At 70.3% G+C, this 25,195-nt stretch carries 26 protein-coding genes; 8 read left to right on the top strand and 18 right to left on the bottom strand.

All coding sequences use genetic code 11. The annotated features are described in order from the left end of the window. Window positions 1-72 precede the first annotated feature (72 nt). Entirely contained in the window at window positions 73-1,419 is a 1,347-nt protein-coding gene (locus tag L1280_RS10140; protein ID WP_253582102.1) for a leucyl aminopeptidase family protein, read from the top strand. 35 nt (window positions 1,420-1,454) lie between these two features. Here L1280_RS10140 and L1280_RS10135 read toward each other — a convergent pair whose 3' ends face one another. Next, complete coding sequence (locus tag L1280_RS10135) at window positions 1,455-2,381, bottom strand: DUF4032 domain-containing protein (RefSeq protein WP_253582100.1); 927 nt, start codon at window positions 2,379-2,381, stop codon at window positions 1,455-1,457. Window positions 2,382-2,564: 183 nt separating this feature from the next. Between L1280_RS10135 and L1280_RS10130 the strand changes: the two genes are divergently transcribed. The 3 genes from L1280_RS10130 to L1280_RS10120 are packed head-to-tail and all read left to right on the top strand — an operon-like array spanning window position 2,565 to window position 4,429. After that, the gene (locus L1280_RS10130) at window positions 2,565-3,161 is read left to right on the top strand and encodes a sulfite oxidase-like oxidoreductase (protein ID WP_253582098.1); all 597 of its coding nucleotides are present in this window, start codon (window positions 2,565-2,567) and stop codon (window positions 3,159-3,161) included. Then, a complete protein-coding gene (locus tag L1280_RS10125; RefSeq protein ID WP_253582097.1) occupies window positions 3,148-3,711 on the top strand; it encodes a mismatch-specific DNA-glycosylase in 564 nt (187 codons plus the stop codon). The genes L1280_RS10130 and L1280_RS10125 overlap by 14 nt, the downstream gene beginning before the upstream one ends. 4 nt (window positions 3,712-3,715) lie before the next feature. After that, window positions 3,716-4,429, top strand: a complete 714-nt coding sequence (locus tag L1280_RS10120) for a hypothetical protein (protein WP_253582095.1) — start codon at window positions 3,716-3,718, stop codon at window positions 4,427-4,429. 164 nt (window positions 4,430-4,593) lie between these two features. On the opposite strand, the gene L1280_RS10115 is transcribed toward L1280_RS10120, so the two are convergent. The 5 genes from L1280_RS10115 to cysS form a co-directional block, all read right to left on the bottom strand. Beyond that, window positions 4,594-5,097 (bottom strand): DUF2243 domain-containing protein, encoded by a 504-nt coding sequence (locus L1280_RS10115; RefSeq protein ID WP_253582094.1) that lies wholly within the window; start codon window positions 5,095-5,097, stop codon window positions 4,594-4,596. A gap of 119 nt (window positions 5,098-5,216) precedes the next feature. Next, window positions 5,217-5,420 (bottom strand): DUF1272 domain-containing protein, encoded by a 204-nt coding sequence (locus L1280_RS15840; protein ID WP_371922909.1) that lies wholly within the window; start codon window positions 5,418-5,420, stop codon window positions 5,217-5,219. Window positions 5,421-5,507: 87 nt separating this feature from the next. After that, window positions 5,508-7,022: a glycine--tRNA ligase gene (locus L1280_RS10110; protein WP_253582092.1), complete on the bottom strand. Its 1,515-nt coding sequence runs from the start codon at window positions 7,020-7,022 to the stop codon at window positions 5,508-5,510. Window positions 7,023-7,302: 280 nt separating this feature from the next. Then, window positions 7,303-7,887: a YcjF family protein gene (locus tag L1280_RS10105; RefSeq protein ID WP_253582090.1), complete on the bottom strand. Its 585-nt coding sequence runs from the start codon at window positions 7,885-7,887 to the stop codon at window positions 7,303-7,305. An 82-nt stretch (window positions 7,888-7,969) separates the two neighbouring features. Then, on the bottom strand, window positions 7,970-9,445 hold the full coding sequence (cysS, locus tag L1280_RS10100) for a cysteine--tRNA ligase (RefSeq protein ID WP_253582089.1): 1,476 nt from the start codon (window positions 9,443-9,445) through the stop codon (window positions 7,970-7,972). A gap of 204 nt (window positions 9,446-9,649) precedes the next feature. On the opposite strand from cysS, the gene L1280_RS10095 reads away from it, so the two are divergent. Then, window positions 9,650-10,765: an AI-2E family transporter gene (locus tag L1280_RS10095; protein ID WP_253582087.1), complete on the top strand. Its 1,116-nt coding sequence runs from the start codon at window positions 9,650-9,652 to the stop codon at window positions 10,763-10,765. Between the two features lie 106 nt (window positions 10,766-10,871). On the opposite strand, the gene L1280_RS10090 is transcribed toward L1280_RS10095, so the two are convergent. Continuing rightward, window positions 10,872-11,234 (bottom strand): VOC family protein, encoded by a 363-nt coding sequence (locus L1280_RS10090; protein ID WP_253582085.1) that lies wholly within the window; start codon window positions 11,232-11,234, stop codon window positions 10,872-10,874. A 31-nt stretch (window positions 11,235-11,265) separates the two neighbouring features. Here L1280_RS10090 and L1280_RS10085 point away from each other — a divergent pair, with 31 nt between their 5' ends. Further along, the gene (locus tag L1280_RS10085) at window positions 11,266-11,880 is read left to right on the top strand and encodes a hypothetical protein (RefSeq protein ID WP_253582084.1); all 615 of its coding nucleotides are present in this window, start codon (window positions 11,266-11,268) and stop codon (window positions 11,878-11,880) included. Between the two features lie 53 nt (window positions 11,881-11,933). Here the strand turns inward: L1280_RS10085 and L1280_RS10080 are convergent, their stop codons facing one another. The 5 genes from L1280_RS10080 to cphA form a co-directional block, all read right to left on the bottom strand. Next, the gene (locus L1280_RS10080) at window positions 11,934-12,158 is read right to left on the bottom strand and encodes a hypothetical protein (protein WP_253582082.1); all 225 of its coding nucleotides are present in this window, start codon (window positions 12,156-12,158) and stop codon (window positions 11,934-11,936) included. 7 nt (window positions 12,159-12,165) lie between these two features. Next, window positions 12,166-12,816, bottom strand: a complete 651-nt coding sequence (locus tag L1280_RS10075) for a hypothetical protein (protein WP_253582081.1) — start codon at window positions 12,814-12,816, stop codon at window positions 12,166-12,168. 149 nt (window positions 12,817-12,965) lie between these two features. Continuing rightward, on the bottom strand, window positions 12,966-13,823 hold the full coding sequence (locus tag L1280_RS10070; RefSeq protein WP_253582079.1) for a cyanophycinase: 858 nt from the start codon (window positions 13,821-13,823) through the stop codon (window positions 12,966-12,968). Continuing rightward, window positions 13,801-14,700: an isoaspartyl peptidase/L-asparaginase family protein gene (locus L1280_RS10065; protein WP_253582077.1), complete on the bottom strand. Its 900-nt coding sequence runs from the start codon at window positions 14,698-14,700 to the stop codon at window positions 13,801-13,803. The genes L1280_RS10070 and L1280_RS10065 overlap by 23 nt, the downstream gene beginning before the upstream one ends. Beyond that, window positions 14,693-17,506, bottom strand: a complete 2,814-nt coding sequence (gene cphA, locus L1280_RS10060; RefSeq protein WP_253582076.1) for a cyanophycin synthetase — start codon at window positions 17,504-17,506, stop codon at window positions 14,693-14,695. Before cphA ends, L1280_RS10065 begins: the two co-directional genes overlap by 8 nt. A 245-nt stretch (window positions 17,507-17,751) precedes the next feature. On the opposite strand from cphA, the gene L1280_RS10055 reads away from it, so the two are divergent. Together L1280_RS10055 and L1280_RS10050 are read left to right on the top strand one after the other, a co-directional pair. Beyond that, on the top strand, window positions 17,752-18,780 hold the full coding sequence (locus tag L1280_RS10055; RefSeq protein ID WP_253582075.1) for an aldo/keto reductase: 1,029 nt from the start codon (window positions 17,752-17,754) through the stop codon (window positions 18,778-18,780). 89 nt (window positions 18,781-18,869) lie between these two features. Then, a complete protein-coding gene (locus L1280_RS10050) occupies window positions 18,870-19,616 on the top strand; it encodes a chlorite dismutase family protein (protein ID WP_253582322.1) in 747 nt (248 codons plus the stop codon). A gap of 54 nt (window positions 19,617-19,670) precedes the next feature. On the opposite strand, the gene L1280_RS10045 is transcribed toward L1280_RS10050, so the two are convergent. Genes L1280_RS10045 through L1280_RS10020 form a run of 6 tightly spaced genes read right to left on the bottom strand, consistent with a single transcriptional unit; the run spans window position 19,671 to window position 25,155 of the window. Next, window positions 19,671-20,549 (bottom strand): hypothetical protein, encoded by an 879-nt coding sequence (locus L1280_RS10045; protein ID WP_253582073.1) that lies wholly within the window; start codon window positions 20,547-20,549, stop codon window positions 19,671-19,673. A gap of 47 nt (window positions 20,550-20,596) precedes the next feature. Further along, on the bottom strand, window positions 20,597-20,899 hold the full coding sequence (locus L1280_RS10040) for a hypothetical protein (protein ID WP_253582072.1): 303 nt from the start codon (window positions 20,897-20,899) through the stop codon (window positions 20,597-20,599). Continuing rightward, window positions 20,896-21,771: a hypothetical protein gene (locus tag L1280_RS10035; RefSeq protein WP_253582071.1), complete on the bottom strand. Its 876-nt coding sequence runs from the start codon at window positions 21,769-21,771 to the stop codon at window positions 20,896-20,898. Before L1280_RS10035 ends, L1280_RS10040 begins: the two co-directional genes overlap by 4 nt. Then, on the bottom strand, window positions 21,768-22,412 hold the full coding sequence (locus tag L1280_RS10030; RefSeq protein WP_253582069.1) for a response regulator transcription factor: 645 nt from the start codon (window positions 22,410-22,412) through the stop codon (window positions 21,768-21,770). Before L1280_RS10030 ends, L1280_RS10035 begins: the two co-directional genes overlap by 4 nt. Continuing rightward, window positions 22,409-23,461 (bottom strand): DUF4097 family beta strand repeat-containing protein, encoded by a 1,053-nt coding sequence (locus L1280_RS10025; protein WP_253582068.1) that lies wholly within the window; start codon window positions 23,459-23,461, stop codon window positions 22,409-22,411. Before L1280_RS10025 ends, L1280_RS10030 begins: the two co-directional genes overlap by 4 nt. Next, window positions 23,458-25,155: a sensor histidine kinase gene (locus L1280_RS10020; protein ID WP_253582066.1), complete on the bottom strand. Its 1,698-nt coding sequence runs from the start codon at window positions 25,153-25,155 to the stop codon at window positions 23,458-23,460. The genes L1280_RS10025 and L1280_RS10020 overlap by 4 nt, the downstream gene beginning before the upstream one ends. Window positions 25,156-25,195: the final 40 nt, after the last annotated feature.

Genomic DNA, 25,195 nt, shown 5'->3' with positions numbered 1-25,195 from the left:
CTATCGTCCAAAGGTAGATGAAGTGGCCTAGTTCGCCCCGGCTGCCGGGGGGCGCGTGGTCTACTGGGGGCCATGCAACTCGTGATGGGACCGCTGGGGGGGGCGCAGGCCGCCGACCTGACGCTGACGTTCGTGACGCCGGGAGCGGCCGGGGGACCGGAGCGGGTGACCCGCGACCTGGGGCCGGGCAAGGTCGCCCTGCTCTCGCGCGGCGAGTCGGGGGACGTGGCCGCCGCGCTGACCCCCGAGCACGCGGGACAGGCCCGCGAGGTGGGCGCGGCGTTCGTGAAGCTGGCGACCGACCTCGGTGCGGCGTCCCTGATGGTGGAAGCGACCGAGTACGGGGACGCCCTCGCCCTCGCGGCCCTCGCCGCCGGGCGCAAGGATGCCCGTTACCGGGGGAAGGCCCGTCCCGGCCCCGCCTCCCTGACCGTGCAGGGCCTCGCGGACGCCGCCCGCCTCGAAGCCCTGACCGCTGGCGTCCAGTTCGCCCGCGACCTCGTGAACGCGCCCGCCAACGTGCTCAACCCCGCCACCCTCGCCCGAGAGGCCCGCCGCCTGGAGGGCCACGGCGCCGATGTGGACGTGTGGGACAGCAGCGAGATCGAGGCACGGGGGATGGGTCTGCTCGCCGCCGTCGCCGCCGGGAGCGCGACCGGCCCGCGCCTGATCCGGGTCACCCTCCCCGCGCGGGGCGAGGTGACGCGGGTGGTTGCCCTCGTGGGCAAGGGCGTCACCTTCGACACGGGCGGCTACTCCATCAAGCCCGCGGCGGGCATGGCCCCCATGAAAAACGACATGGGCGGCGCGGCCACCGTCCTCGGCGCGATGCGGGCGCTCGCGGGGCTGCAAGGCCGCCTTCCCGAAGGGTTGGAAGTCCGCGCCTACGTGCCCGCCGCCGAGAACATGGTCGGCCCCCACGCCATGCGTCCCGGCGACATCTACCGCGCCGCGAACGGCAAGACGGTGGAGGTCGTGAACACCGACGCGGAAGGCCGCCTGATCCTGGCCGACGCCCTTGCGGTGGCCTGCGACGAGGGCGCCACCGAGATCGTGGACGTGGCGACCCTGACCGGGGCCAAGATGATCGCCCTCGGCAGCGACATCGCGGGCCTCTTTTCCAGCGACGCCGACCTCGCGGCCCGGCTCAAGGCGAGCGCCGAGGCGGCGGGCGAGTACGTCTGGGAGTTGCCCTTGCACGCGCCGTACCTGAAAGCCTTCCAGAAGGAGACGCTGGCCGACCTGCGCAACTCCGACCTCGTGCCCCAGGGGGGCAGCATCAAAGCGGCCCTCTTCTTGCAAGAGTTCGTCACCCGGCCCTGGGCGCACCTCGACATCGCCGGAAACGCGCAGGAAGGCGGCGAGGCGACCGGGTGGGGCGTGGGGACGCTGGTGGGGTACGTGCTGAACGGAGCGTAGAACGTGGAGGGGTCTTCTTCCACGTTCTACGCTCCCTAGACCGTCCCCAATTTCCCCTGCCAGCGCAGCTTGAGCCGCTGCCCCAACCGGCGGTAGAGGGGCGGGGCGTGGTGCTCCCCGAAGTCGCGGGTGGCTTCCTCGCTGCCCACGTCGTGGCCGTACTGCTGGGTCAGGAAGTAGCGGTGGTCCATGATCCAGAGGTACAGGTCGGCCTCGGTGCGGCCCGGAAAGCGGGCCATGACGCCGTGTTTCTCCAGGTTCTCGACCACCCGGCTGTAGAGGCGGCGGTACCAGCTCTCCACCGCCTCCTCCCACGACACCGGGGGCAGCCCCTCGCGCCCCGGCTTGCGGTCGAGGAAATACTGCCGGGTGCGGATATGGTCCAGCAGGCGATCGTAGCGCCCCGGCGTGGTGAAGCAGATGTCGCGGTGGTCCGGTACCACCTCGTCCAGCCGCGTCTCGCGCAGGAAGCGGGTGTATTCCCCCTTCAGAATGAGGTCGCGCAGGGTGTCGTGCTCGTTCGGCGCCACGGTGACCTGAAGCTCGATCACGTGCGCGTCGATGTACCTCTGCCCCAGCCGCCGCGCCACCGAGACGCGGTGGTTGCCGTCCTTGACGAAGTACAGTTCGCCCACCTTGTACACCTGAATGGGCGGCAACTCCTTGCCCTGAAGCTGCGCCGAGCGCACGCCGATCCACCGCTCGTCGAGGTGACGCTCGCGCGGGAGGTAGTGGCGGTCGAACTCGCGGTAGCGGTCCACCGACCCGGCGATCTTCTCGACCGGAATCGCCTGCACGCCCAGCGCATGCTCGCCCTGGGGCGCGAGGTGGCGCACCCAGTCAAAGGGCAGCAGGTCGCCCCGCTCGCGCCTCAGGATGGCGAGCAGGTCGTGCAGGTGGGCCACCCGGCGGGCGCGTTCCACCTCGTGCCGGGCGCGGGTTCTCTGGTCGTGGTCGGTCATGGCTCTCTCCGGAGGTCGGGTGCCGGTCAGCGCCTCGGCTGGCCCGCGTTGGTGTCCAGCGTACACCTCCCAGGTCAGGCAAATGTCTGCTGTCTGGGCAGCCTGATGAAAGCCTTGAGGAAAGGCCCCCAAAGGTGCCCGCGCCCATAGCCCCGCTCCGCCGCGCGGGGGTGGAATGCCCCCATGCTCGGCAAATTCTTCAAGAAACCCGCGGACGACATGGGGGGCCGCGTTCCCCCCGGCCAGACGCTGACTACCCGCTTTCCGGTGCTGACCTACGGCCCCGCGCAGCAGTACGGCCCGGAGGAAGTCGTCGTGCGCGTCTTCGGGCTGGCCGAGGAGAAGACCCTCACCTGGGCCGACCTGATGGCGCTGCCGCAGACCACCCTGACCTACGACATCCACTGCGTGACCCACTGGAGCAAGCTCGACACGACCTGGACGGGCGTGCGGGTGGTGGACCTGATGGAGCACCTCCAGCTCAAGCCGAGGGCCACCCACGTCATGCAGCACAGCGTCGGCGGGTACACGACCAACCTCTCGCTGGAGGACTTCACCCGGCCCGAGAACCTGTTGGCGCACACCTTCGGCGGCGAGCCGCTGACCCCCGAACACGGAGGCCCGCTACGGCTAGTGGTACCGCACCTGTACTTCTGGAAGAGCGCCAAGTGGCTGACGGGCCTGGAGTTCATGGACGCCGACCGCCCCGGCTTCTGGGAGCGCAACGGGTATCACATGCGCGGCGACCCCTTCGCGGAGGAGCGGTATGACGACGACTGAGGTGCCTGCGGGAGAGGGCTACCTCGTCCCCGACGTGCTGGAGCAGGGGCTGACGCTAGTGCTGGTCGGCACGGCCCCCAGCCGCATCAGCGCCCGCGCGAAGGCGTACTACGCCAACCCGGAGAACAAGTTCTGGCGCGTGCTGGCCGAGGTGGGCCTGACGCCCCGGCAACTCGCTCCGCGCGAGTACCCCACCCTCCCCGAGTACGGCATCGGCCTGACCGACGTGGCGAAGCGGCACAGCGGGGTGGACTCGGCCCTGCCCACCGAGGCGTGGGCGCCCGACGAACTGCGCGAGAAGATTCGGCGCTACCGTCCGGCCCTCGTCGCCTTCACCTCCAAGCGGGGCGCCTCCGAGACGCTGGGCCTGCCTACCGGAAAACTGCCCTACGGCCCGCAACTCCTCCCGCTGGAGGGGGCGGAGGTCTGGGTGCTGCCCTCGACGAGTCCCCTCGGCCACACCCACTTCCGGCTGGAGCCGTGGCAGGCGCTCTCGGACCGGGTGCGGGAGCTCAGGGGGAACCCGGCGGCCCCTCACCCCGTACCCTGACCATATGTCGGCGCGTGTGCCCCCCCGTCCTCCCCGTCCCGGCGACGATCCCTGGGTGTCCTCCCCGCGCCCGGCGCTGCCCCGTCCCGCGCTTCCGCCCGACCTGGGCCGCCGCGCCAAGGGCCTGGGCTGGCTGGCCGTACAGGGCGTGCTGGGCTTCGTCGCCGTCCTGGGGCTGCTGCTGATCTTCGGCATCCTGCTCGCGCTGGGCTGGGACCCGGCGGGGTGGCTGATCGGGATCACCCTGATCCTGGCTTTCTTGGGCGTGGCCCGCACCTTCTTCCAGGGCCGCCGCCTGCTGACCCCCGCGCCCGAGGTGCCGCTCGCGCAGGTCACTCCCGAGGACGACGAGGCGCGGCTGCTGCGGCTGCTGCGCTCCGGCGAGCGGGCCTTGCCCCCCGCCGCCCGCCCCGCCTTCCACGCCGCGATCATCTCCACCCGCGACGCCCTGCGCCTGACCTCCGGGGACGAGGCACTGGGCCGCGACGCTTTCGACGCCCGGCAGGCCGCCCGCGAGGACCTGCCTGAGCTGCTGCACATCTACCAGGCCGCCCCCCGCACCCCCGACGCCGAGCGCCTGCTCGTCTCGCAGCTCGACCTGATCGGCCGCCGCATGGGGGAAGTCGTGTACGAGCGCCGGGGCCAGCACACCCGCATCCTGGAGGCGCAGCGGCGCTATCTGGAGAGCAAGTACGGGGAGGGGGAAGAGCGGGAATAGACGCTGGGGAGAGCAAAGGGCGAAGGCCGTCACTCTGCCTTCGCCCTGACTTGTGTACCTGCCCCCACCCCGGGGGCCAGTGCGAGCAGGGGCGACAGGCCCACGCTACTCCCACCCACCACACGGGCCGCGCCGAGAGCTGCCCGAAGCGCCTGCTTATCCGCTCAGGCCCGAACGGAACCGCCCCATGGCCGCCGCATCAGCGCCCACCCGACGATCAGCATGGCGGCTCCCCACACCAGAAAGCCCACGTCGTACAGCACCTGATTCGGGCCGGGCCGCACATGGTGAATCTGGAGAAGTTGGTGGTTGACCAGCCCCTCGGCCACATTGAACAGTCCCCAGCCGAACAGCAGCGCCCCAATCAGCGCTGGGGTCCCCCAGGGGGCGTGCTGACCCCGCGTCCCCCTCCACAGCAAAGCGAGGCCGATCAGGGTGAAGACCCAGGTGGCCGCGTGGAAAAACCCGTCGGCCACAGTGTTGATCCTCAGGTTCTCCAGCGTGGTAGGGAGGTAGACCTCGCTGAGCAGGTGGTGCCACTGGAGAATCTGGTGCAGCACGATGCCGTCGAAAAACCCGCCCAGGCCGAGGCCCAGCAACACCCCGCCCCACAGCCAGGAGCGGAGGTCGGCGCTGTCGTGAGGCCGGGGTTCCTGGGTCGTGGTCATGCTGTCCTCCGGATCAGGTGCGAATGATGACGGCTCGGCCCCGATTGTAGAAAGTCCCCGGAGTGGAAACCTCCGGTTCGGGTGAGCGTTAGGGCTCCGTGTATCCGCCCACCTGCGGCCTAACGCCGCGCCAGCCGACCCAGCGCCGCCGATACCACGGAACGGGTGCGCCGGGGACGGGCCACGAGTTCTCCGCCGCAGTTGGGGCAGACATGCTCCATGGCAGACGCGCATGCGGGGCAGAAGGTGCACTCGAAAGAGCAAATGGTGGCTTCGCTGCCCGCTGGGAGCGGCGTTCGGCACCGCTCGCAGGCCGCCTTCATTTTGAGCATAGACCGAGCATATAAAGGAGGACCCCCGCGCGGGGCGGGGGCTTTGACTGATCCTGATGGGAAATGCAGGCAGACTGCTTACCGCAGCCGCGCCTGAATCCACCCCGCCAGCTCGCTGATCTTCACCCGCTCCTGCTGCAAGGTGTCGCGGTCGCGCACGGTCACGGTGTCGGTAAGATTGGGGTCCTCGCCCTTGCCCACGGTGTCGAAGTCCACGGTCACGCAGAAGGGCGTCCCCACCTCGTCGTGGCGGCGGTAGGCCTTGCCGATGTTGCCGGAGTCCTCGTACAGCACCCGGCCCAGGCCCAGGCCTTGCAGCTCGGCCTTGATCGCCCGCGCGACCGTCGTGATCTCCTCGCGGTTGCGGGCCAGCGGAATCACCGCCACCTTGATGGGCGCGAGGTGGGGCTTGAGCTTCAGCACGATGCGCTCCGAGCCGTTTTCCAACGTCTCCTTGGTGAACGCCTCACTGAGAACCGCCAGCATCGCCCGGTCCACCCCGGCGGACGGCTCGATCACGAAGGGCACGACGGGCTTGTTCGTCTCGGGGTGCGGGATGGTCAGCTTGGCGACCGAGTCGAGGTTCTCGTCCACCTTCGCCTGAATCCCGAGTTCGCCCTGCGCCTTGGTGTGACTGCCGAGGTCGAAGTCGGTGCGGTTGGCGATGCCCTCGATTTCCTCGTGCCCCAGCGTCGGGTAGTCGTACATCAGGTCGTAGGTGCGCTTGGAGTAGTGGGCGAGGTCTTCTTTGGGCACGTCCAGAATCTCGATCTTGCTGCGCGGCACGCCCTGGTCCTCCCACCACTTCAGGCGCCGCTCCAGCCAGTGCTCGTGCCAGTCCTCGTCGGTGCCGGGCGTGCAGAAAAACTCGATCTCCATCTGCTCGAGTTCGCGCACCCGAAAGATGAAGTTGCGCGGCGTGATCTCGTTGCGAAACGCCTTGCCGATCTGCGCGATGCCGAAGGGGAGGCGGCGCGAGGTCGAGTCCACCACGTTCTTGAAGTTGGTGAAGATGCCCTGCGCGGTTTCCGGGCGCAGGTAGCCGTAGGAGTCGTCATCCGCAACCGGGCCGATGGTCGTCTTGAACATCATGTTGAAGGGGCGCGGCTCGGTCCAGTCGCCCACCTCGCCGGAGAAGGGGTCGCGCACCCCGGCGTCCTTCAGCGCCTGCGACGCCTGCGCGGGATTCGCGTTCAGGGCGGCCACCAGCGCCGCGAAGTTCTCTGGGTCCGCGCCCATCAACTCGGCCACCTTCGCCTGCACGTCGGCCTTCTGATCCTTCACCAGATGGTCGAGGCGGTAGCGCTTGCCGTTCTTCTTGTTGTCCACCATCGGGTCGCTGAAGGTGGCCTCGTGGCCCGAGTGCCGCAGCACCATGCGGTGCATGATGATCGAGGCGTCGAGGCCCTCCATGTCGTCGCGCTCGTAGACGTTGGTGCGCCACCACGCGGCCTTGATGTTGTTCTTCAGCTCCACGCCGAGGGGGCCGTAGTCGTAAAAGCCTTGCAGGCCGCCGTAAATCTCACTGCCCTGGAAAATAAAGCCCCGGCGTTTGCACAGGCTGACGAGTTCTTCCATCGAGGTTGCGGGCATGTCCTGTCTCCTTTCCTGAGCCGGACAAGAACGTCCCCAGACGGCCTTTTCCGGCTCGTCTGGGGACGCAGAAGTTCCGCGCGGTTCCACCCCAGTTCCGCAGGGGGCGCTCGGCCCACCCCGGCACTTTCGTCTCGCTTCAGCTCCCCGCCGCCCTTCGCAGGCCGCCACCTGTCCGGCTCTCACCGTCCCGGACTCGCTCGGAGGTACGTGTCCCGTTACTCCTGCGGATCAACGCTGAGGCAAAGTGTGGCGCAGGCCGGGAGTAGGGGTCAAGAGGTCAGTTCAGGTCGCCCCGGCCCCCACCCTGTCCCTTGTTCTTCTCCTCGGCGCGGCGGCGCAGCTCGGAAGCGAGGTCGGAAAAGTCCTGCGGGCTCGGCAGCACCCGGCGGCTTTGCGCCTTGGCCTCCTGAATCACCTGGACCTGTTCCTGCCGGGTGGCGGGCAGCCCGGCCCGCTTGCGCTCGAAGTACTGCTGCGCGACCCGCCCCAGCGCGAAGGTCCAGCCGTACACAGCGGGCGCGGTGATGATCCCGCCGATCACCGGCAGCGCGATCTTGGCGACCCCGCGCATGACCTGCCGCGCCACGACCCCGTAGGCGACGGTGGCCCCCAGCTCCTGCACGATCTCGCGCGAGCGCTCGGCGGTGATCTCGAAGCCGTAGATCTTGCCGATGTGCAGCACCATCTTGGCCTGGAGGGGCGTGATCAGCAGGATGTCCGCGAAGGGGACCGGCTCGACCGCGATCGCCCCCGAGAGCAGCGCCGCGCTCTTGATGACCTCCTCGACGTTCTCCTCGGTGGAGAGGTCGGGGTCCACGTCGAAATTGAAGTTGTCGAGCACCTGCCGCACGAGGGGGAACATGGGGAAAGTGTAGCGGTGCGGGCCATGAGCGGGGAACGGCGAGTCTTGAGCAAGAGTCAGGACCTGCCCGGCCCCCGCGCCCTCACCTCCTCCAGCGCGGGCCGTCCTTGGTGTCCTCCACCGTCACGCCCACGCGGGTCAGCGTCTCGCGCAGCTGGTCGGCCTCGGCGTACTGCTTTTGCAGGCGGTAGTTCTGCCGGGCCTGCAGCACGAGTTCCATCAGGGCGTCCACGACCTCCGTGTCGTCCTGCCCCGTGGCCGCGCCTTCCGCAAAGAGCCCCAGCACGTCGCCCCCGAGCTGGCGGTAGGCGTCGCGGGCGGCCTCCAGTGCTCCCCTTCCGACCGCGCCGCCGTTCAGCGCCGCGTTCACGTCGGTCGTCAAGCCGAAGAGGGCCGCCACCGCGCGGGGCGTGTTGAAGTCGTCGCGCATGGCGTGCTCGAACTCCTCGACGTGTGCGGCGATCTTGCCGCGCAGGGCCGGGTCGTCGCGTTCCGGGGCGTTCGGCAATCGGCGCTCGACCTCGTGCAGCGCTTCGGTCAGGCGGCGATACCCATTCCGGGCGCTCTGGAAGGCTTCCTCCGAGAACTCGGTCACCGAACGGTAGTGGCTGCCCACCAGCAGGAAGCGCACCACCATCGGGTCGTGGTGCTCGAGCAGGTCACGGATGGTCGTGAAGTTGCCCTTGCTCTTGGACATCTTCTCGCCGCCGATGGTCAGCATGTTGTTGTGCATCCAGTAGCGGGCGAAGGCGTGCCCGGCGGCCTCCGCCTGCGCGATCTCGGCCTCGTGGTGCGGGAACTGGAGGTCCAGCCCCCCGCCGTGGATGTCAAAGCCTTCTCCCAGGTACTTCAGACTCATCGCGCTGCATTCGATGTGCCAACCGGGAAAGCCCACCCCCCAGGGCGACTCCCAGCGCATCAGGTGGGTTGGTTCGGCCCGCTTCCACAGGGCGAAGTCGCGAGGGTCGCGCTTTTCCTCGCGCACGGCTTCCCGCGTCCCCTCGGCTTGCTCGTCAAGCTTGCGGCCCGACAGCTTGCCGTACTCGGGCCACGAGCGCACGTCGAAGTAGACGCTGCCGTTCGACTCGTAGGCGTGGCCCTTCTCGATCAGTTCCTCGATCAGGGCGATCTGCTCGGGGATGTGCCCGGTCGCGCGGGGGTTGATCGACGGCTTGAGGACGTTCAGGGCGTCCATGTCACGTTGGAAGGACCAGAAGTACTTGTCGGCGACCTCCATCGGCTCGAGCTGCTCCAGCCGGGCGCGGGCCTGAAGCTTGTCCTCGCCCTCGTCGGCGTCGTTCTGGAGGTGGCCCACGTCGGTCACGTTGGTGACGTAGCGCACCCCGTACCCGAAGTGCGTCAGCGCCCGCCGCACCACGTCGAAGGCGACCTCCTTCTTCGCGTGTCCGAGGTGCGCGTCCGAGTAGACGGTGGGGCCGCAGAGGTACATCCCCACCCGGCCGGGCGTGGTCGGCACGAAGCGGACCTTCTCGCCGCGCAGGGTGTCGTAGAGGTGGATGTCGGGGTCGGGTGTGCGGGGTACAGGGGGCTGGGTCATGAGGGCTCCTGGGAGGGAAAAAGAAAAAGCCGCGCCGACTCCACACAGGGAAGGGGCGCGGCGGGGGACGTGTCGCTCAGGCCGCGGGGGAGAGGCAACACGGGAACATGGGGCCACTGTAGCAGAAGCCGCCGCGTGGGCAGGGCGCTGGGTTAATTTTCGCTCCTGTGCGGAGGCGGGCAGAGGCTCCGTATCATGCCGGGTGTGATCTCGCCCCCCAAGCCGCCGACCGCCTTCGAGTACGCCTGGCGCAGTCCCTGGATTCGCCTCTTGGTCTTCGGGCTGGCCTTTTACCTCCTCTACCGCGTGCTGGGCGAGGTGCGCACCGTCGTCTGGAACGTCCTGATCGCCTTTCTGATCGCTTACCTCGCCAATCCGCTCCTGACCTGGCTGGAGCGCGGGCGGGTGTCGCGGGGGCTGGGGGTCTTTTTCGTGCTGCTGCTGTTTGTGGCGCTGTTCGCGCTGGCGGGGGCGCTGCTGGTCACCGTCTCGGCGCAGCTCATCGACCTGCTCGCGCGGCTGCCGGACCAGATCGGGCAACTTGGGGTGGTGATCGACCGCCTCTTCGGCTGGCTGGGAGACCGGGGCATCGGCAACCTCGCGGACGCCCGCGAACGCATCACGGAAGCGGTGCAAACCTACGTCGAGAACCTCGGCCAGAACCTGATTCCCATCCTGCAAAACGCGCTGAACTCGACAGGCACGGTCTTTCGGCAGATCGTCTCGATCGGTGGGGTGGTCGGGCAGATCGTGATCATCTTGCTGCTGAGCATCTACCTGATGATGGACTACAGCCGGGTCAACGCCTCGCTCCTGCGGGCCTTTCCGCGCCCCTGGCAGCCGCGCGTGCTGGAACTGAGCGGCCTGCTGGGTACGGCGGTGGGCGGGTACGTGCGTGGGCAGCTCGTGATCGCCACCTTTATCGGCGTCTTCGTGTTCTTGGGGCTGACCCTCCTGGGAATCCCCAGCGCCGCCGCCATCGGGTTTCTGGCGGGAGCCTTCAACATCGTGCCCTACCTCGGCCCGGTGATCGGCGCGACGCCCGCCCTGCTGCTCGCGCTGCCGCTGGGGGGGCTCAAGATGCTGCTCGTGGTCGTGGTCTTTGTCCTCGCCAACCAGATCGAGAGCAACTTTCTGAGTCCCTACGTGCTGGGCCGCACCACCGACCTGCACCCGGTGACCGTGCTCGTCGCCATTCTGGTGGGAGCCTCGCTGCTGGGCTTCGTGGGAGCGCTCCTCGCCGTGCCCGTCGTCGCGCTGGGCAAGCTGCTGCTGGACAAGTACTACTATCCGAGCCGGGTGTACACGGAAGGGCCGTAGGGGGGGAGAGTGCAGGTGGCCCGTGGCTTGTAGCTTGTAGAGGAAGGAGGGAGACGTTCCGTGCGTCTCCCTCCTTCTTTTCTCCCCACACGCCACGAGCCACACGTTACAAGCCCCCCTCCAGCAACTCCACCTGCCGCCCGTCCGGGTCCAGCACAAAGGCCATGTCGCGCCCGCCGGGGCTGGGCTGGAGGTCGCGGCTGACCGTCACCCCGGCGGCCCGCAACTTGGGCAGGAGGCCACGGAGGCCGGGAACGTGCAGGGCGATGTGTTCGGCCCAGTGGGGGTGCGGCATGGACGTCTCGCCGGGAATCTCGAAGAACTGGAGACGGCCTTCCCCCAGACGCACCACGCCCCGGCGGTAACCCTCGGCGGTCGTCAGGTCTTTGTCGACCACGCCGCCCAGCCGCACGTAAAAGGCGAGGGTCGCCGCGAGGTCCCGCGTCACGAAGGAGACGTGCTTGAGCATCGGCAAGCAGGCTAGCGCGTACCCTGGCCGCATGCCCCCGCCTCCCTGGACCCTCACCGGGCGCGGCCTGATCGCCCTCTCGCCCCCCGGCGTGCTGATGCTGGTGCGCTACGCGGCGTCCCCGGTCGGTCCCTACGACGAGTTGCTGTGGGCGCAGTGCACCCGCACCCCCGCCGGGTGGCGACCCCAGGTGCGGGCCATCGTGGTGAGCACCCGCGAAAGCGTCGTGTGGGGGCGGCGCAACTGGGGGATTCCCAAACATCTGGCCCACTTTGCCTGGATTGGAAACGGGCGCGTTGGGGAGGTCCGGGTCACGGACGAGGACGGCGCGGAGGTCGCCCGCCTGGGGTACGAGGTCGGCACCTGGCGCGTGCCCGTCGGCACGGCCCTTCTGCCCCCGCCCCTGCGGACGCTCGCGCAGCCGGGGCTGGATGGGGCAGGTGGTTGGCTGCTGACCCCCCTGGAGGCCAGCGGGCGCGTCACCCCCGCCCGGCTGACCGTGGGGCATCTGCGGGGCCTGACGCCCACGCCGCCGCCCGTTCGTCCCCTGCTGACCCTGGGCGTCCCCGACTTCCGGCTGGTCTTTCCGGTGCCCCAGCCACTCAACACGGGCAGGCATGAAAAAACCGCCACTTCGGGCGGTTGAATGAAGTAAGGATAGCGCGGTATACAGCATTCGTCAATCCCAACCGGGGCGATTCAGGGCAGCACCTGAAGAAACCAGTGCAGGTGCCCGCAGCGGGCGCAGGCAAAATAATCCGCGCTGCCGTTCAGCCAGTCCAACCCCAGGAAGGTGAGGCCCTGGGTATTGAGCTGCGCCTCGCCCGCGTAAAAGGCCGCGTGGCCGCAGTGGGCACAGGTCAGGTCTTTCCCCGCGCGGTGGACAGGCTGGGGTTCGGGGGCAGGGGGGTCAAAGAAACCCATGCCGCCTCTACGGGGTGGCCGGAGTAAGCGTTCCGGCGCGTGGCGTGGGCAGCATCGGGCGCAACTCGTGCCGGATCGCGGCATGCTGGCGGTAGAGGTCGAGCAGCACGGTCAGCAGCATCGTCAGGCGCTGCGCCGCCGCTTCCAGCTCGGCCCGCTGAGGCAGGGCGGCGAGGTGGCGGGGAGTGAGGTCGGGCGGCAACCTGTCCAGCAAGCGCCAGAGGGTCAGTGCCGGGTCCAGACACTGCGCCGCCAAACCGTTGGCGTGCGCCGTGAGGGCGTCCAGTTCCGAGAGTTTGAGGTAGACGGCGGGCGGCACGTACCCCAGGTCTGCCCCCAGCAGCCCCGCCCACACGGGCTGGGTCAGGTTGGGAATGCTCAGGCGCAGGCCGAGTTGCGCGGGCTGATCGGCCTCCGGCCCATTCGTGTTGAGAAGCGCCCGCAGCTCCCCCAGCCAGCGCAGGGTGGCTTCCGCGCTGGCCCGGCTTTCCTCGGCCCCGCCGCTGCCCAGGGCTGCCCCGACCGCCCCCAGCACCGCCCGCGCCCGGTCCTGACCTTGCCGCCGGGCCGCTCCCACGGTCGCCAGGTAGGTCCCGGCGGCCCCCACCAGGGCACCGAGCAGGGCGCCCACAAAGCCGATTATCGCGGCGTCGTCCACCCGGCCAGCCTACGCTTGACCGCTCTGCTGGAGGGGCGAAACATGGGAAGCGGCGGGCATAAAAAAGCCGCCCTTTCGGGCGGTGATAAGACCAAGTTAGCGCGGTATGCAGCATTCGTCAAGCCTTCCGCACCCTCCCGTGGGGACGATTACCCCGCCGCCTCTTCTGCCTCCTCATATTGGCGGGCGGGAACGGGTTTGCGGCGTTCCAGGTCGAAGGCGTCGCCACGCGAGAGGACGTGCAGGCGCACGTCGTACAGCGAGAGGGGTTCTTCCGTGCGGGCCTCGGCGATGTTGGAGTGGGTGATGCCCTCGCCGTCGGCGACATAGACGGCCCCGCTGCCGATCACGGTGAAGTGGCTGCCTTCCAGCACGATGGCCGTGTCCTCGTCAATGCCGATGCCCAGCACGCGGGGATTTTGCGCCACCGCCCCCAGCAGGCGGCCGATGCGCCCGCGCTCGGCGAAGTGCTGGTCGATGATGACTCCGCGCACCAGACCCAGCCCCGGCGCCATCTGAAGGTCCCCGATGCGGTAGGACTCCTTGCTGCTGCCCTTGACCAGCATCGTCTCGCACATCACGGAAGCCCCCGCCGAGGTGCCCGCGATCACGCCGCCGCCTTCGTAGACCTCGCGGATGCGGGCTTCGAGCGGCGTGTCCCCGATCTGGCTGGTGATGCGGAGCTGGTCGCCGCCGGAGAAGAAGACTCCCGCCGCGCCGCCCAGCAGCCCCAGCTTGTCCTCGCGCGAGGCTTCTGCCCGCTCCTCGATGTACAGCTCGGCGAGTTCGCCTACCCCCAGGCCCTCAAAGCCCTCCTGGTAGCTCTCGAAGTAGCCCTCGGGCTGGTGGGAGGCGACGGTGGCGATCACCAGCTTGCCGCCCTGCACGCGGCGGGCGACTTCCTTCAGGATCTCGCGGCGGCGTTCCTTGTCCTCGTGCCCGCCGATGATGATGAGGGTGCCGCGCCCCGGCCGGGCGCCCCGTTCAGCCGTGTGGTGTGTGGACATCGTCTCTCTCCTCGGGTTTGGTCAGGTAGGTGCGGGGGCTGGTCATGTCGGAGTGCTGGTAGGCCGTGGGCATGTCGGGGCTGGTGTGCCACCATCCGGGCTGTCCGTCCGGCGTCAGGGCGATGCCGCCCCCGGTGCCGCCCACCCGCGTGCCCATCTCCTCCAGCACCGTGCGCAGGGCGTCGTCGGGCGTCCCGTTCGTCAGGCGGTGGAGGATGCGGGCCGCCGTCATCCAGCGGGCCAGGCTCTCGCCCTCGCCGGTCAGGGCCACTGCGCCGACCCCGTCTTCGGCGTAGAAGCCGCAGCCGATCAGGGGCGAGTCGCCCACCCGCCCGGCGGGCTGCCCGGTCAGGCCCCCGGTGGAGGTCCCGGCGGCGAGGTGGCCGCGCAGGTCGAGGGCCACGCAACCGACGGTGTCGTGTTCCTGAAAGGTCTTCCGCTGCTGGGGCGAGATCAGTTCTTCGGGGGCGCACAGCTCGGCCCCGCTGCGCTCGGCGAAGCGGCGGGCACCCGCGCCGGTCAGCAGCACTTCTTTCTCACGCAGCAGGCGCCGGGCCACGCTGACCGGGTGACGGACCCCGGCCAGTCCCGCGACCGCGCCCACCTCCAGGGTCTGCCCGTCCATCACGGCGGAGTCCATCTCGACCGTGCCGTCCGCCGTCAGCGCTGAGCCGTACCCGGCATTGAAGGTGGGGTCGTCCTCCAGCACCCGGAGGGCGGCCTCGACTGCCTCGACCGCCGTGCCGCCGCCCTCCAGCACCCGGCGCCCGGCGCTCAGCGCTGCCAGACACCCGGCGCGGCTGGCCGCGACCTGTTCGGGCGGAGTCTGGTGCGCCCCGCCGTGGACGATGATCGCCCAGCGCGGCGTCTCAGTCATGGTAGGCCCCCTGGTGGCCGGGTTCTTCCGGCGTGCCTGCGGGCGGAAGGTGCGAGGAGTCGAAGTCGCGGATGCGCCGCCACGTCTCCTCGACCTCGGTGGCGAGGTAGATCACGAGGTCGCCGGGACGGGCCACGCTCAGCCCGTGGTCCACCGCCGCCCGTTCGGAGAGGATGGTCGTGATGCGCTCGGGCGCGAGGCCCCCCGCGATGGCCCCCTCGCTGAGGATGCGGGCACCCTCTCCGCTGGGGCGGCCCCGGCGCAGCTCGTCCTCGCGCACGACGAGGTCGTCGAACATCTCGGCGGCGATCTCGCCCATCTGCCGGATGTCCTGGTCGCGGCGGTCCCCGGCCACGCCCATCACGCCGATGACGCGGCCACGCGGCGGGCGCAGGTGCGTCACGAGGTCGCGCAGGTGCGCCAGCCCCGCCGGGTTGTGCGCGTAGTCCAGCATCACCCGGAAGGGGTGGCCGTCATAGAGGTTCAGGCGGCCGGGGCTCTGCTCGTAGGAGGTGGTAAAGGATGCGAGCGCCGTGCGAATCACGGAGAGTTCCACCCCCTGCGCGACCGCGATGGCGGCGGCGGCGAGGGCGTTTTGCACATTGACCTGCGCGAAGCCGCCCAGCGTGGCGGGGATGTCCCGCGCCCGCAGGATGGGCTGGCGCTGCCCGCCCTGGTACAGCACGAGTTCGTCGCCCAGCGCGGTGGGCTCGCGCAGCACCGCCGTGCCGCCCCCGGCGATGTGGTCCCGCACCTCGCGGGAACAGGTGCTGCCCCCCTGCATGGAGAACAGGGCGAGGCTCCCGCCCGCCTTCCTCCGCATCCTCAGCGTGAGGGAGTCGTCGGCGTTCAGCACGCTGGTGCCGTTTTTCGTCACGACCTCCACGATCAGCGACTTGACCCAGGCGAGGTCCTCGACCGTCTCGATCCCCTTGAGGCCGAGGTGGTCGGGCTGGATGTTCAGCACCGCGCCCACGTCGCACTGGTCGAAGCCCAGCCCCTCGCGCAGGATGCCGCCACGGGCGGTTTCCAGCACGGCGACCTCCACGCTGGGGTCGCTCAGGACCACCTTCGCGCTTTTCGGGCCGGTGGTATCGCCGCTGAGAATCTGCTCGCCGTCGATATAGATGCCGTTGGAGGTCGTCAGGCCCACCACCTTCCCGGCGTGACGCAGGATGTGCGCGACCATGCGCGAGGTCGTGCTCTTGCCGTTCGTGCCCGTGATGGAAATGATCGGCATCCGGCAGGGGGTGCCCGTCGGAAAGAGCATGCTCAGCACGGGGGCGGCCACGTTGCGCCCCTCGCCCTCCGAGGGTTGCAGGTGCATTCGGAAGCCGGGGGCGGCGTTGACCTCGACGATGCCGCCCCCCGTCTCGTGCACCGAGCGCGAGATGTCGGGGCTGATCAGGTCGATGCCCGCCACGTCCAGCCCGATGACCTGCGCCGCCCGCCGCGCGATGGTGACGTTCTCGGGGTGAATCACGTCGGTGCGGTCCACGGCGGTGCCCCCGGTGGAGATGTTGGCGGTGTCGCGCAGGGGGACCACCTCGCCCGCCGCCGGAACCGTCTCCGGCGTCCGGCCCGAGCGGGCCAGCAGCGTCAGGACATGCTCGTCGAGCTTGATGCGGGTCATCACCTTTTCGTGGCCGTCGCCCCGGCGGGGGTCGCGGTTGACCTCCTCCACGAGTTCGGTGATCGTCCGGCTGCCGTCGCCCACCACATGGGCGGGCACCCGCTCGGCCACCGCGACGACCTCACCGTTCACCACCAGCACCCGGTGGTCGTTGCCGGTGTAGAACTGCTCGACGACCACGCTGCGGCTGTGGGCGCGGGCCTCCTCGAAGCCCTTGCGGACCTCTTCCTCCGTCGTGAGGTTCAGAGACACGCCGCGCCCGTGGTTGCCGTCCAGCGGCTTGGTCACGACCGGGCCGCGCAGCGAGCGGGCGGCCCGCACCGCCTCGTCCGCATCCCGCACGACCACGCCCTGCGGCACGGGCAGCCCCGCGCGGTCGAGCAGCCGCTTGGTGAGGTCCTTGTCGCTCGCGGTCATCGTGGCGATGTGGGGCGTCTTGCTGGTGATGCTCGCGCGAATCTGCTGCTGGTACTTGCCGTAGCCGAGCTGCACCAGGCTGTGCTCGTCCAGCCGCAGGAAGGGAATGCCGCGCCGCTGCGCCTCGTCTACCAGGGACTGGGTGGTCGGCCCGAAGGCGTGACGCCGCGCCAGCCGCCGCAGTTCGCTCAGCTCCGCCGCGAAGTCGAAGGGCGAGTCGGGGTCGAGGTCGCTCACGCCGCCAGGCAGCAGCCGCTCCACCCCCCGAAGGCCCCGCAGCTCCCCCGGCAGCAGGCTCTGCACCAGCCGCAGCGCCACCGCCCCCGCGAGCAGGCCCACCCGTTCCTCGCGGTAGGAATAGAGCACGTTGTAGACACCCGGCTGCCCCTTCACCGAGCGGGTCTTGCCGTAGGTGACCGGCGTGCCCGCCAGCGTCTGAAGTTCCAGCGCGACGTGCTCGGCCACGTGCCCCAGCCAGGTGCCGTCCCGCAGGCGGCGGATAAAGCCCCCCGGCTCGCGGAAGCAGCAGCCATGCCGCTCCAGCGTGGGCAGAAGCTCCAGCAGGCGGTCGTTGAAACCGGGAAGTGTGTCCGACGGGTACTCCTCCAGCGTGCCCAGGTCGAGCTGAAAGCGCACCATGGGCTGGTAGCCGTACACGTTGGGGCCACGGTAGATCTGGTGTTCCAGGACCCGCATGGGCGCCAAGAGAGCGGGCGAGCCCGAGGACTCGCCTGAAGCGGTGGGTGGGTTGGTCATGGATGCGGCTCCCCCTTGAGATGCCCCGAGTCGGGCAGGCCGACAGCCTAAAGCGCGGCTGAGCCCAGCGTGCCCCAGCCATCCCGAACCCCGCTTGACCTGGGCTGACCCCTTTCCCAGATTTGGATAAAGACAGTCTTTATGCGGCTCTTAAAAAAGGCGAGCGGCCCTGGGAGAGGCCTGCCCGCACCTGACCGACCGTTCGGGGCAAAACGTCCCCTGGGCGCGGTGAAACAGTACCGCCCATGGAGTACCGCAAACTGCTGGGCACCGACCTCACCGTGAGCGCGGTGGGGTTCGGCGTGTGGACCGTCGGCACGACGTGGTGGGGCGTCAAGGACGAGGAGATGGCCGTCCGCCTGCTGCGCCGCGCCTACGACCTCGGGGTCACGTTTTTCGACAACGCCGACACCTACGCCTCGGGCCGCGCCGAGGAAATCCAGCGCCGGGCGCTGGGGGACGTGCGCGAGAAGATCGTCATCGGCACCAAATTCGGCTACGACATCTATACCCACCCCGAGCGGCCGGGGCAGCAGGAGCGCCCGCACGACTGGACGCCCGCGTACCTCCGCAAGGCGCTGGAAGGCTCCTTGAAGCGGCTGGGCACCGACTACATCGACTACTACCAGTTGCACAACTGCCGCCTGGACGCCATCCGTCAGGACGATCTGTGGGCCGAGCTGGAGGAGCTCAAGGCCGAGGGACTCATCCGCGCTTACGGCACCGCGCTGGGTCCGGCGCTCAACGAGCGGCAGATCGAGGAGGGCATCGCCTCCATCCGGGAGCGCCGCGCCCCCACCCAGATCATCTACAACCTGCTCGAGCAGGTGCTGGGCGAACAGATTCTGCCTGTCGCGGAAGCCGAGGGCGTGGGCGTGATGGCCCGCGTGCCGCACGCCTCCGGGCTCTTGGAGGGCTACATGACCCTCGACACCGAGTTCGAGCCCGGCGACCACCGCAACTGGCGCATGACCACCAACGCCCGCCGCAAGGCCTGGATGGAAGACGGCCTGAAGAAGGTTGAGCAACTGAATGCCGAGTTCGTGGAGGGCCGGGGCCGGACCATCGGCCAGCTCGCCATCGGGTTCGCGCTGCGTTCGCCCGCGATGGCGAGCATTCTCCCCAACATCTACGACGAGAAGGGGCTGGAGGAATACGTGCAGACCTTTGCCGCCGCGCCCCTGACGGACGCGGAATACGATCAGATTCAGAGCCTCTACCGGGCCAACTTCGGTCTGACCCATGACCTGCGCGGTCAGGCGGTGACGGGGTGAGCGGCGAGGAGCAGAAGCCGACCCAGGCGGGTGAAACGCCGCCCAGCACCGGAGGGCGTCCCGGCGGCGCCCCCGGTGGCCGCCCCAAGATGATGGTGGACCTTGACCCCAGCGGGCAGGTCACCCAGCGGGACCCGGACCGGGCGCAGCGGCAGTTCCTGAACTACGCCTTCTTCAAGCTCGACCCCGCCTTCCGCCGCCTGTCCCCCGCCGAGCGCGAGGAACTGAAGGCCGAGTTCCTCGCCGCCGCCGAGGGCTGGGTCACGGACGCCCCGGCGGAAGCGGGCCATATCCAGCGCACCTACTCGCTCGTCGGCGTGCGCGGGGACGTGGATTTCATGCTGTGGCGCATCGCCTTTGACGTGCGTGACTTTCAAGAAGCGCAGGGGCGCCTGAACCGCACCCGCCTGATGGGCTACCTCACGCAGCCCTACAACTTCATCTCCATGAACAAGCGCAGCCAGTACGTCAACCGCGTGGAGGGCAGCGGGCACGGGCTGGAAATCCTGCCGGGGCAGGGCAAGTTCCTGTTCATCTACCCCTTTGTGAAGACGCGGGCGTGGTATGACCTCACGCCGCTGGCCCGGCAGGGGATGATGGACGAGCACATCTACGCGTCCGGCCCCTTCAAGGGCGTGCGGATCAACACCTCGTATTCCTACGGCATCGACGATCAGGAGTTCGTGGTGTCGTTTGACTCCGACTACCCGCAGGAGTTCGTGGACCTCGTCCACCGCCTGCGCTACACCGAGGCGAGCAACTACACCCTGCAGGACACGCCGATGTTCACGTGCGTGAAAAAGGACCTGGGGGACGTGCTGGGCGACCTAGCCTGAGGGTCAGGAACCGGAGAGGGGGAGGCGCGGTGGGGCGGCCTCCCCTTCAGCCGTTCAGGAGAAGTATCCGCTCTCCCGTGCGAACGCTTCAGGCTCCAGTAGGGCGCGGTGCAGCAGGTCGTGCATCACGTCCGGCCTGTCCCGGTGCCGCCCGTGATACGCCCGCATAATCTGTGCCCCGATGAAATAGCCGAGGTCGGCGGGCTCATCTACCGCCCGGTTTCCCTGATAGAGCCAATGCTCCGGCCCCACTCCCACCGCCATGTCCCGCTGAAACCGTGCCCGGAGCGTGGGTTCGTGGGCCAGGCCGTACTCGAAGAGGCGTGGGTTGATGACCTCGCCGCTGACAAGTTCGCCCACGTAATCGGCCGCGCCTTCGCCCAGGCAGTGCAGCAGCAGGGCAGGCTCGACCTTCTGCGGCACAGGCTGAAGTGTGTGTACGAGTTCGTGCGCGACGATGCTGGGCAGGGCGTCCGGCGTGCGGATCACGGCCCTTTCCCAGGGGTTGAGGTCGTCCGTTATGGCGCCCGGCCCCGCGCAGAAGAATTCCAGCCCGATGATGGCGAATGTCCCGGCCTCGCCCCGTGAGAGCGTTCCCCCGCTGTTCATCGCCCCGATCACGAAGTACACGTCGTGGGTAGGGCCTCCCGGCACAACTTCCGGCAACCGCGCGAGCACCGCGTCAAGGCGCGGCCCCAGATCGGAGAGGGTCGCCAGTGACCGCTCCCGAATGCTGGCGTAGTAGGCCCGCCGGGCGCGGACCGCTGTAACCAGGGACTCGGCCGAAACGATGCGCTCCGGGATAAAGGCTTGGACGCCCGGCGTTCCGGCGTCCAAGTAAAACCGTTGAAAGTGGTCTATGGCGTCCGGAGCATCAAGGTGCTCGAACGCCTGCCAAAAACGGGGTACGTCCGTGGTGATGAGCTGGGGCATGGAGCGCTTCAGGATGGCACGGGGGCGCGAGTGTGCGGCGCTCTGCCTCAGCGTTTGCCACTTGACCTATTGACTCCCGCCCAGCGGCCCGCGACATAGCCCAGCAGGGGCGGCCAGACCACCACGTTGGGTAGAGTCTGGGAACCGGCCGGAAGGATGAGCAGCAGCACCCAGGTCAGGCTCAACCCGAGACACAAACCCCACAGGGCCAGCAGACCGGGCAGGGCCTCCAGCCTCCACGAGAAGGCGGCCTCCCAGCGCCGCAGCAGCGAAATCAGCGCCGAGACGATGGGCAGCAGCGTGGGCAGCGCCAGCGGCCACAGCCAGGGCACCAGGGGAAGGCGTGTCATGGCACCGCCTCCTCTCGCCGCCCCAGCCACCAGCCCACCGCGTACCCGATCAGGGGCGGCGCGGCGTGCAGCAGGATGTAAACCTCCAGCGACAGGCGCGGAACCAGCGCGGACTGTCCGAAGCCAAACAGCCCCAGTGTGACGGCCAATCCCAGACACAGGCCCCAGAACGCGGCGAGGCGGGGCCGCCCGATGCCGTCACGGGCGGTCCGTCCCCGCAGTGCCAGCAGGGCGATCAGGGCGGGGGAGAGGATCACGGCGAGCTGCCCGGCAGAGGTCACGAGTGCGGCCACCAGCAATCCAATCCAGTCGCCCGCGCCCTCCCGCGCCACCCGTCCGAAGGGCTGCACCGATACGGCCAATGACACCAGCGCCGGGGGCACCAGCGGCCACAGCCAGGGCCGCACCGGGGGCCGGGGACGGGCATCCTCCAGCGCGGCGGGAGAGGGAGGCAGCCCGTGCCGACCTTCGGCCAGCAGTCCCAGCCCCGCTCCCACCCCAAAGGCCGGGCCAAGCGGAAACAGCCAACCCAGCATCCCGTAAAGGCCCATCCCGAGGTTCGCGTCCCGGTTGACCTCCGGGTGCAGCAGGCTGACGCTGGCCCACACCGACGCGAGCGCCGCCCCGACCCCTCCCCACGCCGCCGCTGTGGGCTGCCGCCGCCCCAGCCACAGCGCCAGGGCCGCCATCACGCCGACCGGGGCCAGCAGCAGCGGCGTCCAGCTCGCCAGGCTCCACCACCCCGGCCCCTCCAGCGAGACGGCCCGCAGCAGCCCCAGCACGACCCCCAGCCCCGCGAGGCCCAGCATCAGCAGCACCAGCCTGATGCCGCCGAACGCTGGCGGCTGGCCGCTGGAAGCTGGCTGCCTCACTCCAGCCTCGCCAGCCCGTGCCGCAGCGCGTACAGCGCCGCCTGGGTGCGGCTCTCCAGCCCCAGCTTGCTCAGCAACCGGCTCACGTGCGTCTTCACGGTCGCCTCGGTGACGTTCTGGTCGGCGGCGATGTCGCGGTTGGAGTACCCCCGCGCGATCAGTTGCAGCACGATCACCTCCTTGGGCGTCAGGCTCTCGCGCATGTCGGTCGAGCGAAAGTCCCGCACCAGCCGCCGGGCCGCTTCCGGGTGCAGCCGCACCTCGCCCCGTGCGGCGGCGTGGATGGCTTCCGCCAGCGTGTCGGAGGAAGCGTCCTTGAGCATGTAGCCCATCGCCCCGGCGTCGATGGCGCCGTTGACCTTGTGTTCTTCCAGGGTGCTCGTCAGGGCGATGACCTCGGTGTCGGGCAGGCTGCGGCGGATGGCGCGGGTGGCCTGGATGCCGTCCATCACGGGCATCATCAAGTCCATCACGACCACGTCGGGGTGCAGGCGCCCGGCTTCCGCGAGGGCCTCCTCGCCGTTGGCGGCCTCGCCCACGACCTCCAGGGATGGGTCGAGGCCCAGAAAGAGCCGCAGGCCTTGCCGAACGACGGCGTGGTCGTCCACCAGCAGGACACGGACGGGGTGGGGGTCGGTCATGGCATGTCTCCTTCGTCGTCGGGCAGTCGGCGGGCGAGGCGCAAGCGGGGCGCCTCCACCCGGAGGTCGAGGTCGGGGTCGGTCAGGGCGGCGGGGTCGGTGGCGATCACGTCCCCCTGCCGCAGCAGGTCGCCCGGCGGGTCCAGCAAGCGGCCGCCCACCAGCCGCACGCGGGCGGAGGAGTCGGGGGGGAGGCTGAGGCGCACCTCCCCGGAGGTGGTCTGAAACGCGAGGCTCCCCGCCGCCCCGTCCGGCAGCCGCAGGGCGAGGTCGCCGGAGCCGGAGGCCACGCGGCCCGTCTCCCCGCGCGGCAGTTCGCCCGCCACGTCGCCGCTCTGGGTGGTAACGGTCAGCCGCTCTGCCCACGCCTCCCCCAGCCGCAGGGTCACCGCGCCGCTGCCAGTGGTGACGCTCAGGGAGGGCGCCCGCCACGCGGCCGGAGCGCGGAGGGTCACCGCCCCGCTCGCCGTGCCCAGCGTCAGGGGACCGCTCTCCCCGGCGGGCAGGGTCGCCACCAGCGAGCCGGAGCGGGTGCGGGCGGTCAGCTCGCGCAGCCGCAGCGCGTGCAGGTCCAGCCGCAGGTCGCCGCTCGCAGTGTCGGCCCCCAGGGTGAGCGGCACCCCGCGCGAGAGCTGCACCTCCAAGCGGTGCTGCACGGCGGGGGTGTTGAGGTTGACCCGGTCGTCACTCAGCGGGGCCACGTCCAGCCGCACGTCGGCCCGCAGGGTGGCCCCCTCACGCGAGGTCTGAACGTGCAGCGGATTGCGCTCACGGTGGGTGGCCCGCCCGACCAGCGCAGCCCGGCCCGGCCACGGCAGTCCCGCCACGGCGAGGTCGGTGCGGTCGCCCGTCAGCCGCACGGCGAGCGCCGAGGCCCCGTCCAGCGGCACTTCCAGCGGCGTCTCGCGCACACTCAGGCCGGGAATGGGGGTGACCCGCCAGCCCGCCCAGGTCAGGCCCGCCCCCGCCGCGACCAGCCCCAGCCCCAGCGCGATGCGGGCCAGCACCGGGGCCAGGGGCCGCGCGGGGGGCCGGGTGGGGGCGGTCACGAGGACCCCGGGAGGGCAGCGGGCAGGGTCAGGGTGACGGTGGTGCCCGCGCCGGGCTCGCTCTGCACCGTCAACTCGCCCCCCGCCTCCCGTGCCCGCTCGCGCATGGAGCGCTGGCCCAGGGTGCCGCCGGGCAGCGCGGCGGGGTCGAACCCGCGCCCGTCGTCGCGCACTTCCAGTCGCACCCTGCCTCCCTCCCCGCGGACCGAGAGCCACACCTCGCGGGCGCGGGCGTGCTTGACCACGTTGTGCAGGGCCTCCTGCGCGACCCGGTAGGCGGCGGCCTGGGCGTGGGGGGCGAGAGACGGTTCTTCCGGCGTGTCGGCGTGGACGGTCAGGCCGTGCCGCGCTTCCAGGGCGTGGGCGGTCTGCGCGAGGGCCGCGACCAGCCCGCCTTCCTCCAGCGCGTCGGGGCGCAGGCTGAACAGCAGGGCCTTCATCTCGGAGACGCCACCTTCGGCCAGCCGGATGGTGTAGTCGAGGCTCTCGCGGGCGCGGGCCGGGTCGCGGTCCAGGGTGGCGCGGGCGGTCTTGGCGCCCAGGGTGATGCCGTAGAGGGCCTGCGCCACGCTGTCGTGCAACTCGCGGGCCAGCCGCGCCCGTTCCAGCTCGCCGCCGCGCTCGCCCGCCCGCGCGATGAGTTCGGCGGCGTGCAGGGCGGTCCCCGCGTGGTCCGCGATGGACAGCAGGAAGGCGAGTTCCTCCCCGCCGGGGCGGGCGCCCGCCGCGTATGCGGCCCGCAGGGTGCCGCCGTCACGCCCGCCTGCCACCACCGGGAGGGTCGCCAGGGTGCCGCCACCGGGCAGGGGCCGCACGTCCGCCCCGCCGGGTGGCGGCAGGGGACCGGGACCGTGCAGGGCGGGGTGGTCCGGGCCACTCACCGTCCGCAGGGTGCCGTCCGGGGCCGTCAGCGCCACCGCCTGCGCCGTACTCGCCGCCCGCGCCTGCCCCGCGAGGTCCGCCAGGGTCGCCCCCAGGTCGTCTCCCAGCGCCACCCGGCCAGCGGCCCGGCGCAGCGCCACGACCTCCCGCCGGGCACTCACCCCGTCCTGGGGCACCGAGAGCAGCGCGAAGGCCAGCCACGCCCACACCCGCCCCAGCAGGTTTAGAACCCCGCCCGTGACCAGCAGGCCGCCCGCTCCCGCCAGCACCAGCCCCGCCACACCGGGTGCGGAGAGGGTCACCTCCCCACCCCCCCAGCTCACCGGGAGGGGACCCACCGCCCACCACGGCGCAGTCAGTCCCAGCACGGAGGCCGCCAGCAGCACGCCCAGCACCGCCCAGCACAGCGCCGCGAGGGGCAGTTGCAGCAGGTGGAACATCAGCGCCCGGTAGGTCGCCCCGTCCGCGAGGGTGGCCCGCAGCCAGCCCGCCACCCCGCCCGGCGGGGGAGGCCCTGCTGGGGCGAAGTGCAGCCCCAGCAGCCGCGCCATTCCCCGCTGCACGTCCGCCAGCCCCGGCACCAGCCACAGGGTGCCCAGCAGCAGCCCGGCCCCCACGAGGAGCGGCAGCGTCACCACCCCGGCCAGCACGCCCCCCAGCAGCAGCCCCGTCACCAGCAGGCCCAGCGGCAGCGCCAGCGCCACGTACAGGGCCGTGCGGTAGGTTTGCGCGTCCCGCAGGTCGGCCAGCAGGCCGGGGCGGCCAGGCGGCGGGACAGGGGGCAGGGCGGTGCGGGTCATCCGCCTCATCATGCCCGCAGGCTAGGGGGCGGGGGAGGGGGGAAGCGTCCGT

The organism is Deinococcus sp. HSC-46F16, assembly GCF_024171495.1.
Lineage (GTDB): Bacteria > Deinococcota > Deinococci > Deinococcales > Deinococcaceae > Deinococcus.
Note: the sequence above shows the minus strand (reverse complement) of the source record. Positions and strands in the feature narration are given on the sequence as shown.

Bases quoted from the DNA above. Each gene is read 5' to 3' on its own strand.
- L1280_RS10085 (WP_253582084.1), top strand. From the start codon at position 11,266: ATGCCCCCGCCTCCCTGGACCCTCACCGGGCGCGGCCTGATCGCCCTC.
- L1280_RS10105 (WP_253582090.1), bottom strand. From the start codon at position 7,887: ATGTTCCCCCTCGTGCGGCAGGTGCTCGACAACTTCAATTTCGACGTG.
- L1280_RS10135 (WP_253582100.1), bottom strand. From the start codon at position 2,381: ATGACCGACCACGACCAGAGAACCCGCGCCCGGCACGAGGTGGAACGC.
- L1280_RS10080 (WP_253582082.1), bottom strand. From the start codon at position 12,158: ATGGGTTTCTTTGACCCCCCTGCCCCCGAACCCCAGCCTGTCCACCGC.
- L1280_RS10125 (WP_253582097.1), top strand. From the start codon at position 3,148: ATGACGACGACTGAGGTGCCTGCGGGAGAGGGCTACCTCGTCCCCGAC.
- L1280_RS10040 (WP_253582072.1), bottom strand. From the start codon at position 20,899: ATGACACGCCTTCCCCTGGTGCCCTGGCTGTGGCCGCTGGCGCTGCCC.
- L1280_RS10120 (WP_253582095.1), top strand. From the start codon at position 3,716: ATGTCGGCGCGTGTGCCCCCCCGTCCTCCCCGTCCCGGCGACGATCCC.
- L1280_RS15840 (WP_371922909.1), bottom strand. From the start codon at position 5,420: ATGAAGGCGGCCTGCGAGCGGTGCCGAACGCCGCTCCCAGCGGGCAGC.
- cphA (WP_253582076.1), bottom strand. From the start codon at position 17,506: ATGACCAACCCACCCACCGCTTCAGGCGAGTCCTCGGGCTCGCCCGCT.
- L1280_RS10140 (WP_253582102.1), top strand. From the start codon at position 73: ATGCAACTCGTGATGGGACCGCTGGGGGGGGCGCAGGCCGCCGACCTG.
- L1280_RS10050 (WP_253582322.1), top strand. From the start codon at position 18,870: ATGATGGTGGACCTTGACCCCAGCGGGCAGGTCACCCAGCGGGACCCG.
- L1280_RS10045 (WP_253582073.1), bottom strand. From the start codon at position 20,549: ATGCCCCAGCTCATCACCACGGACGTACCCCGTTTTTGGCAGGCGTTC.
- L1280_RS10070 (WP_253582079.1), bottom strand. From the start codon at position 13,823: ATGTCCACACACCACACGGCTGAACGGGGCGCCCGGCCGGGGCGCGGC.
- L1280_RS10055 (WP_253582075.1), top strand. From the start codon at position 17,752: ATGGAGTACCGCAAACTGCTGGGCACCGACCTCACCGTGAGCGCGGTG.
- L1280_RS10020 (WP_253582066.1), bottom strand. From the start codon at position 25,155: ATGATGAGGCGGATGACCCGCACCGCCCTGCCCCCTGTCCCGCCGCCT.
- L1280_RS10130 (WP_253582098.1), top strand. From the start codon at position 2,565: ATGCTCGGCAAATTCTTCAAGAAACCCGCGGACGACATGGGGGGCCGC.
- L1280_RS10110 (WP_253582092.1), bottom strand. From the start codon at position 7,022: ATGCCCGCAACCTCGATGGAAGAACTCGTCAGCCTGTGCAAACGCCGG.
- L1280_RS10090 (WP_253582085.1), bottom strand. From the start codon at position 11,234: ATGCTCAAGCACGTCTCCTTCGTGACGCGGGACCTCGCGGCGACCCTC.
- L1280_RS10115 (WP_253582094.1), bottom strand. From the start codon at position 5,097: ATGACCACGACCCAGGAACCCCGGCCTCACGACAGCGCCGACCTCCGC.
- L1280_RS10065 (WP_253582077.1), bottom strand. From the start codon at position 14,700: ATGACTGAGACGCCGCGCTGGGCGATCATCGTCCACGGCGGGGCGCAC.
- cysS (WP_253582089.1), bottom strand. From the start codon at position 9,445: ATGACCCAGCCCCCTGTACCCCGCACACCCGACCCCGACATCCACCTC.
- L1280_RS10030 (WP_253582069.1), bottom strand. From the start codon at position 22,412: ATGACCGACCCCCACCCCGTCCGTGTCCTGCTGGTGGACGACCACGCC.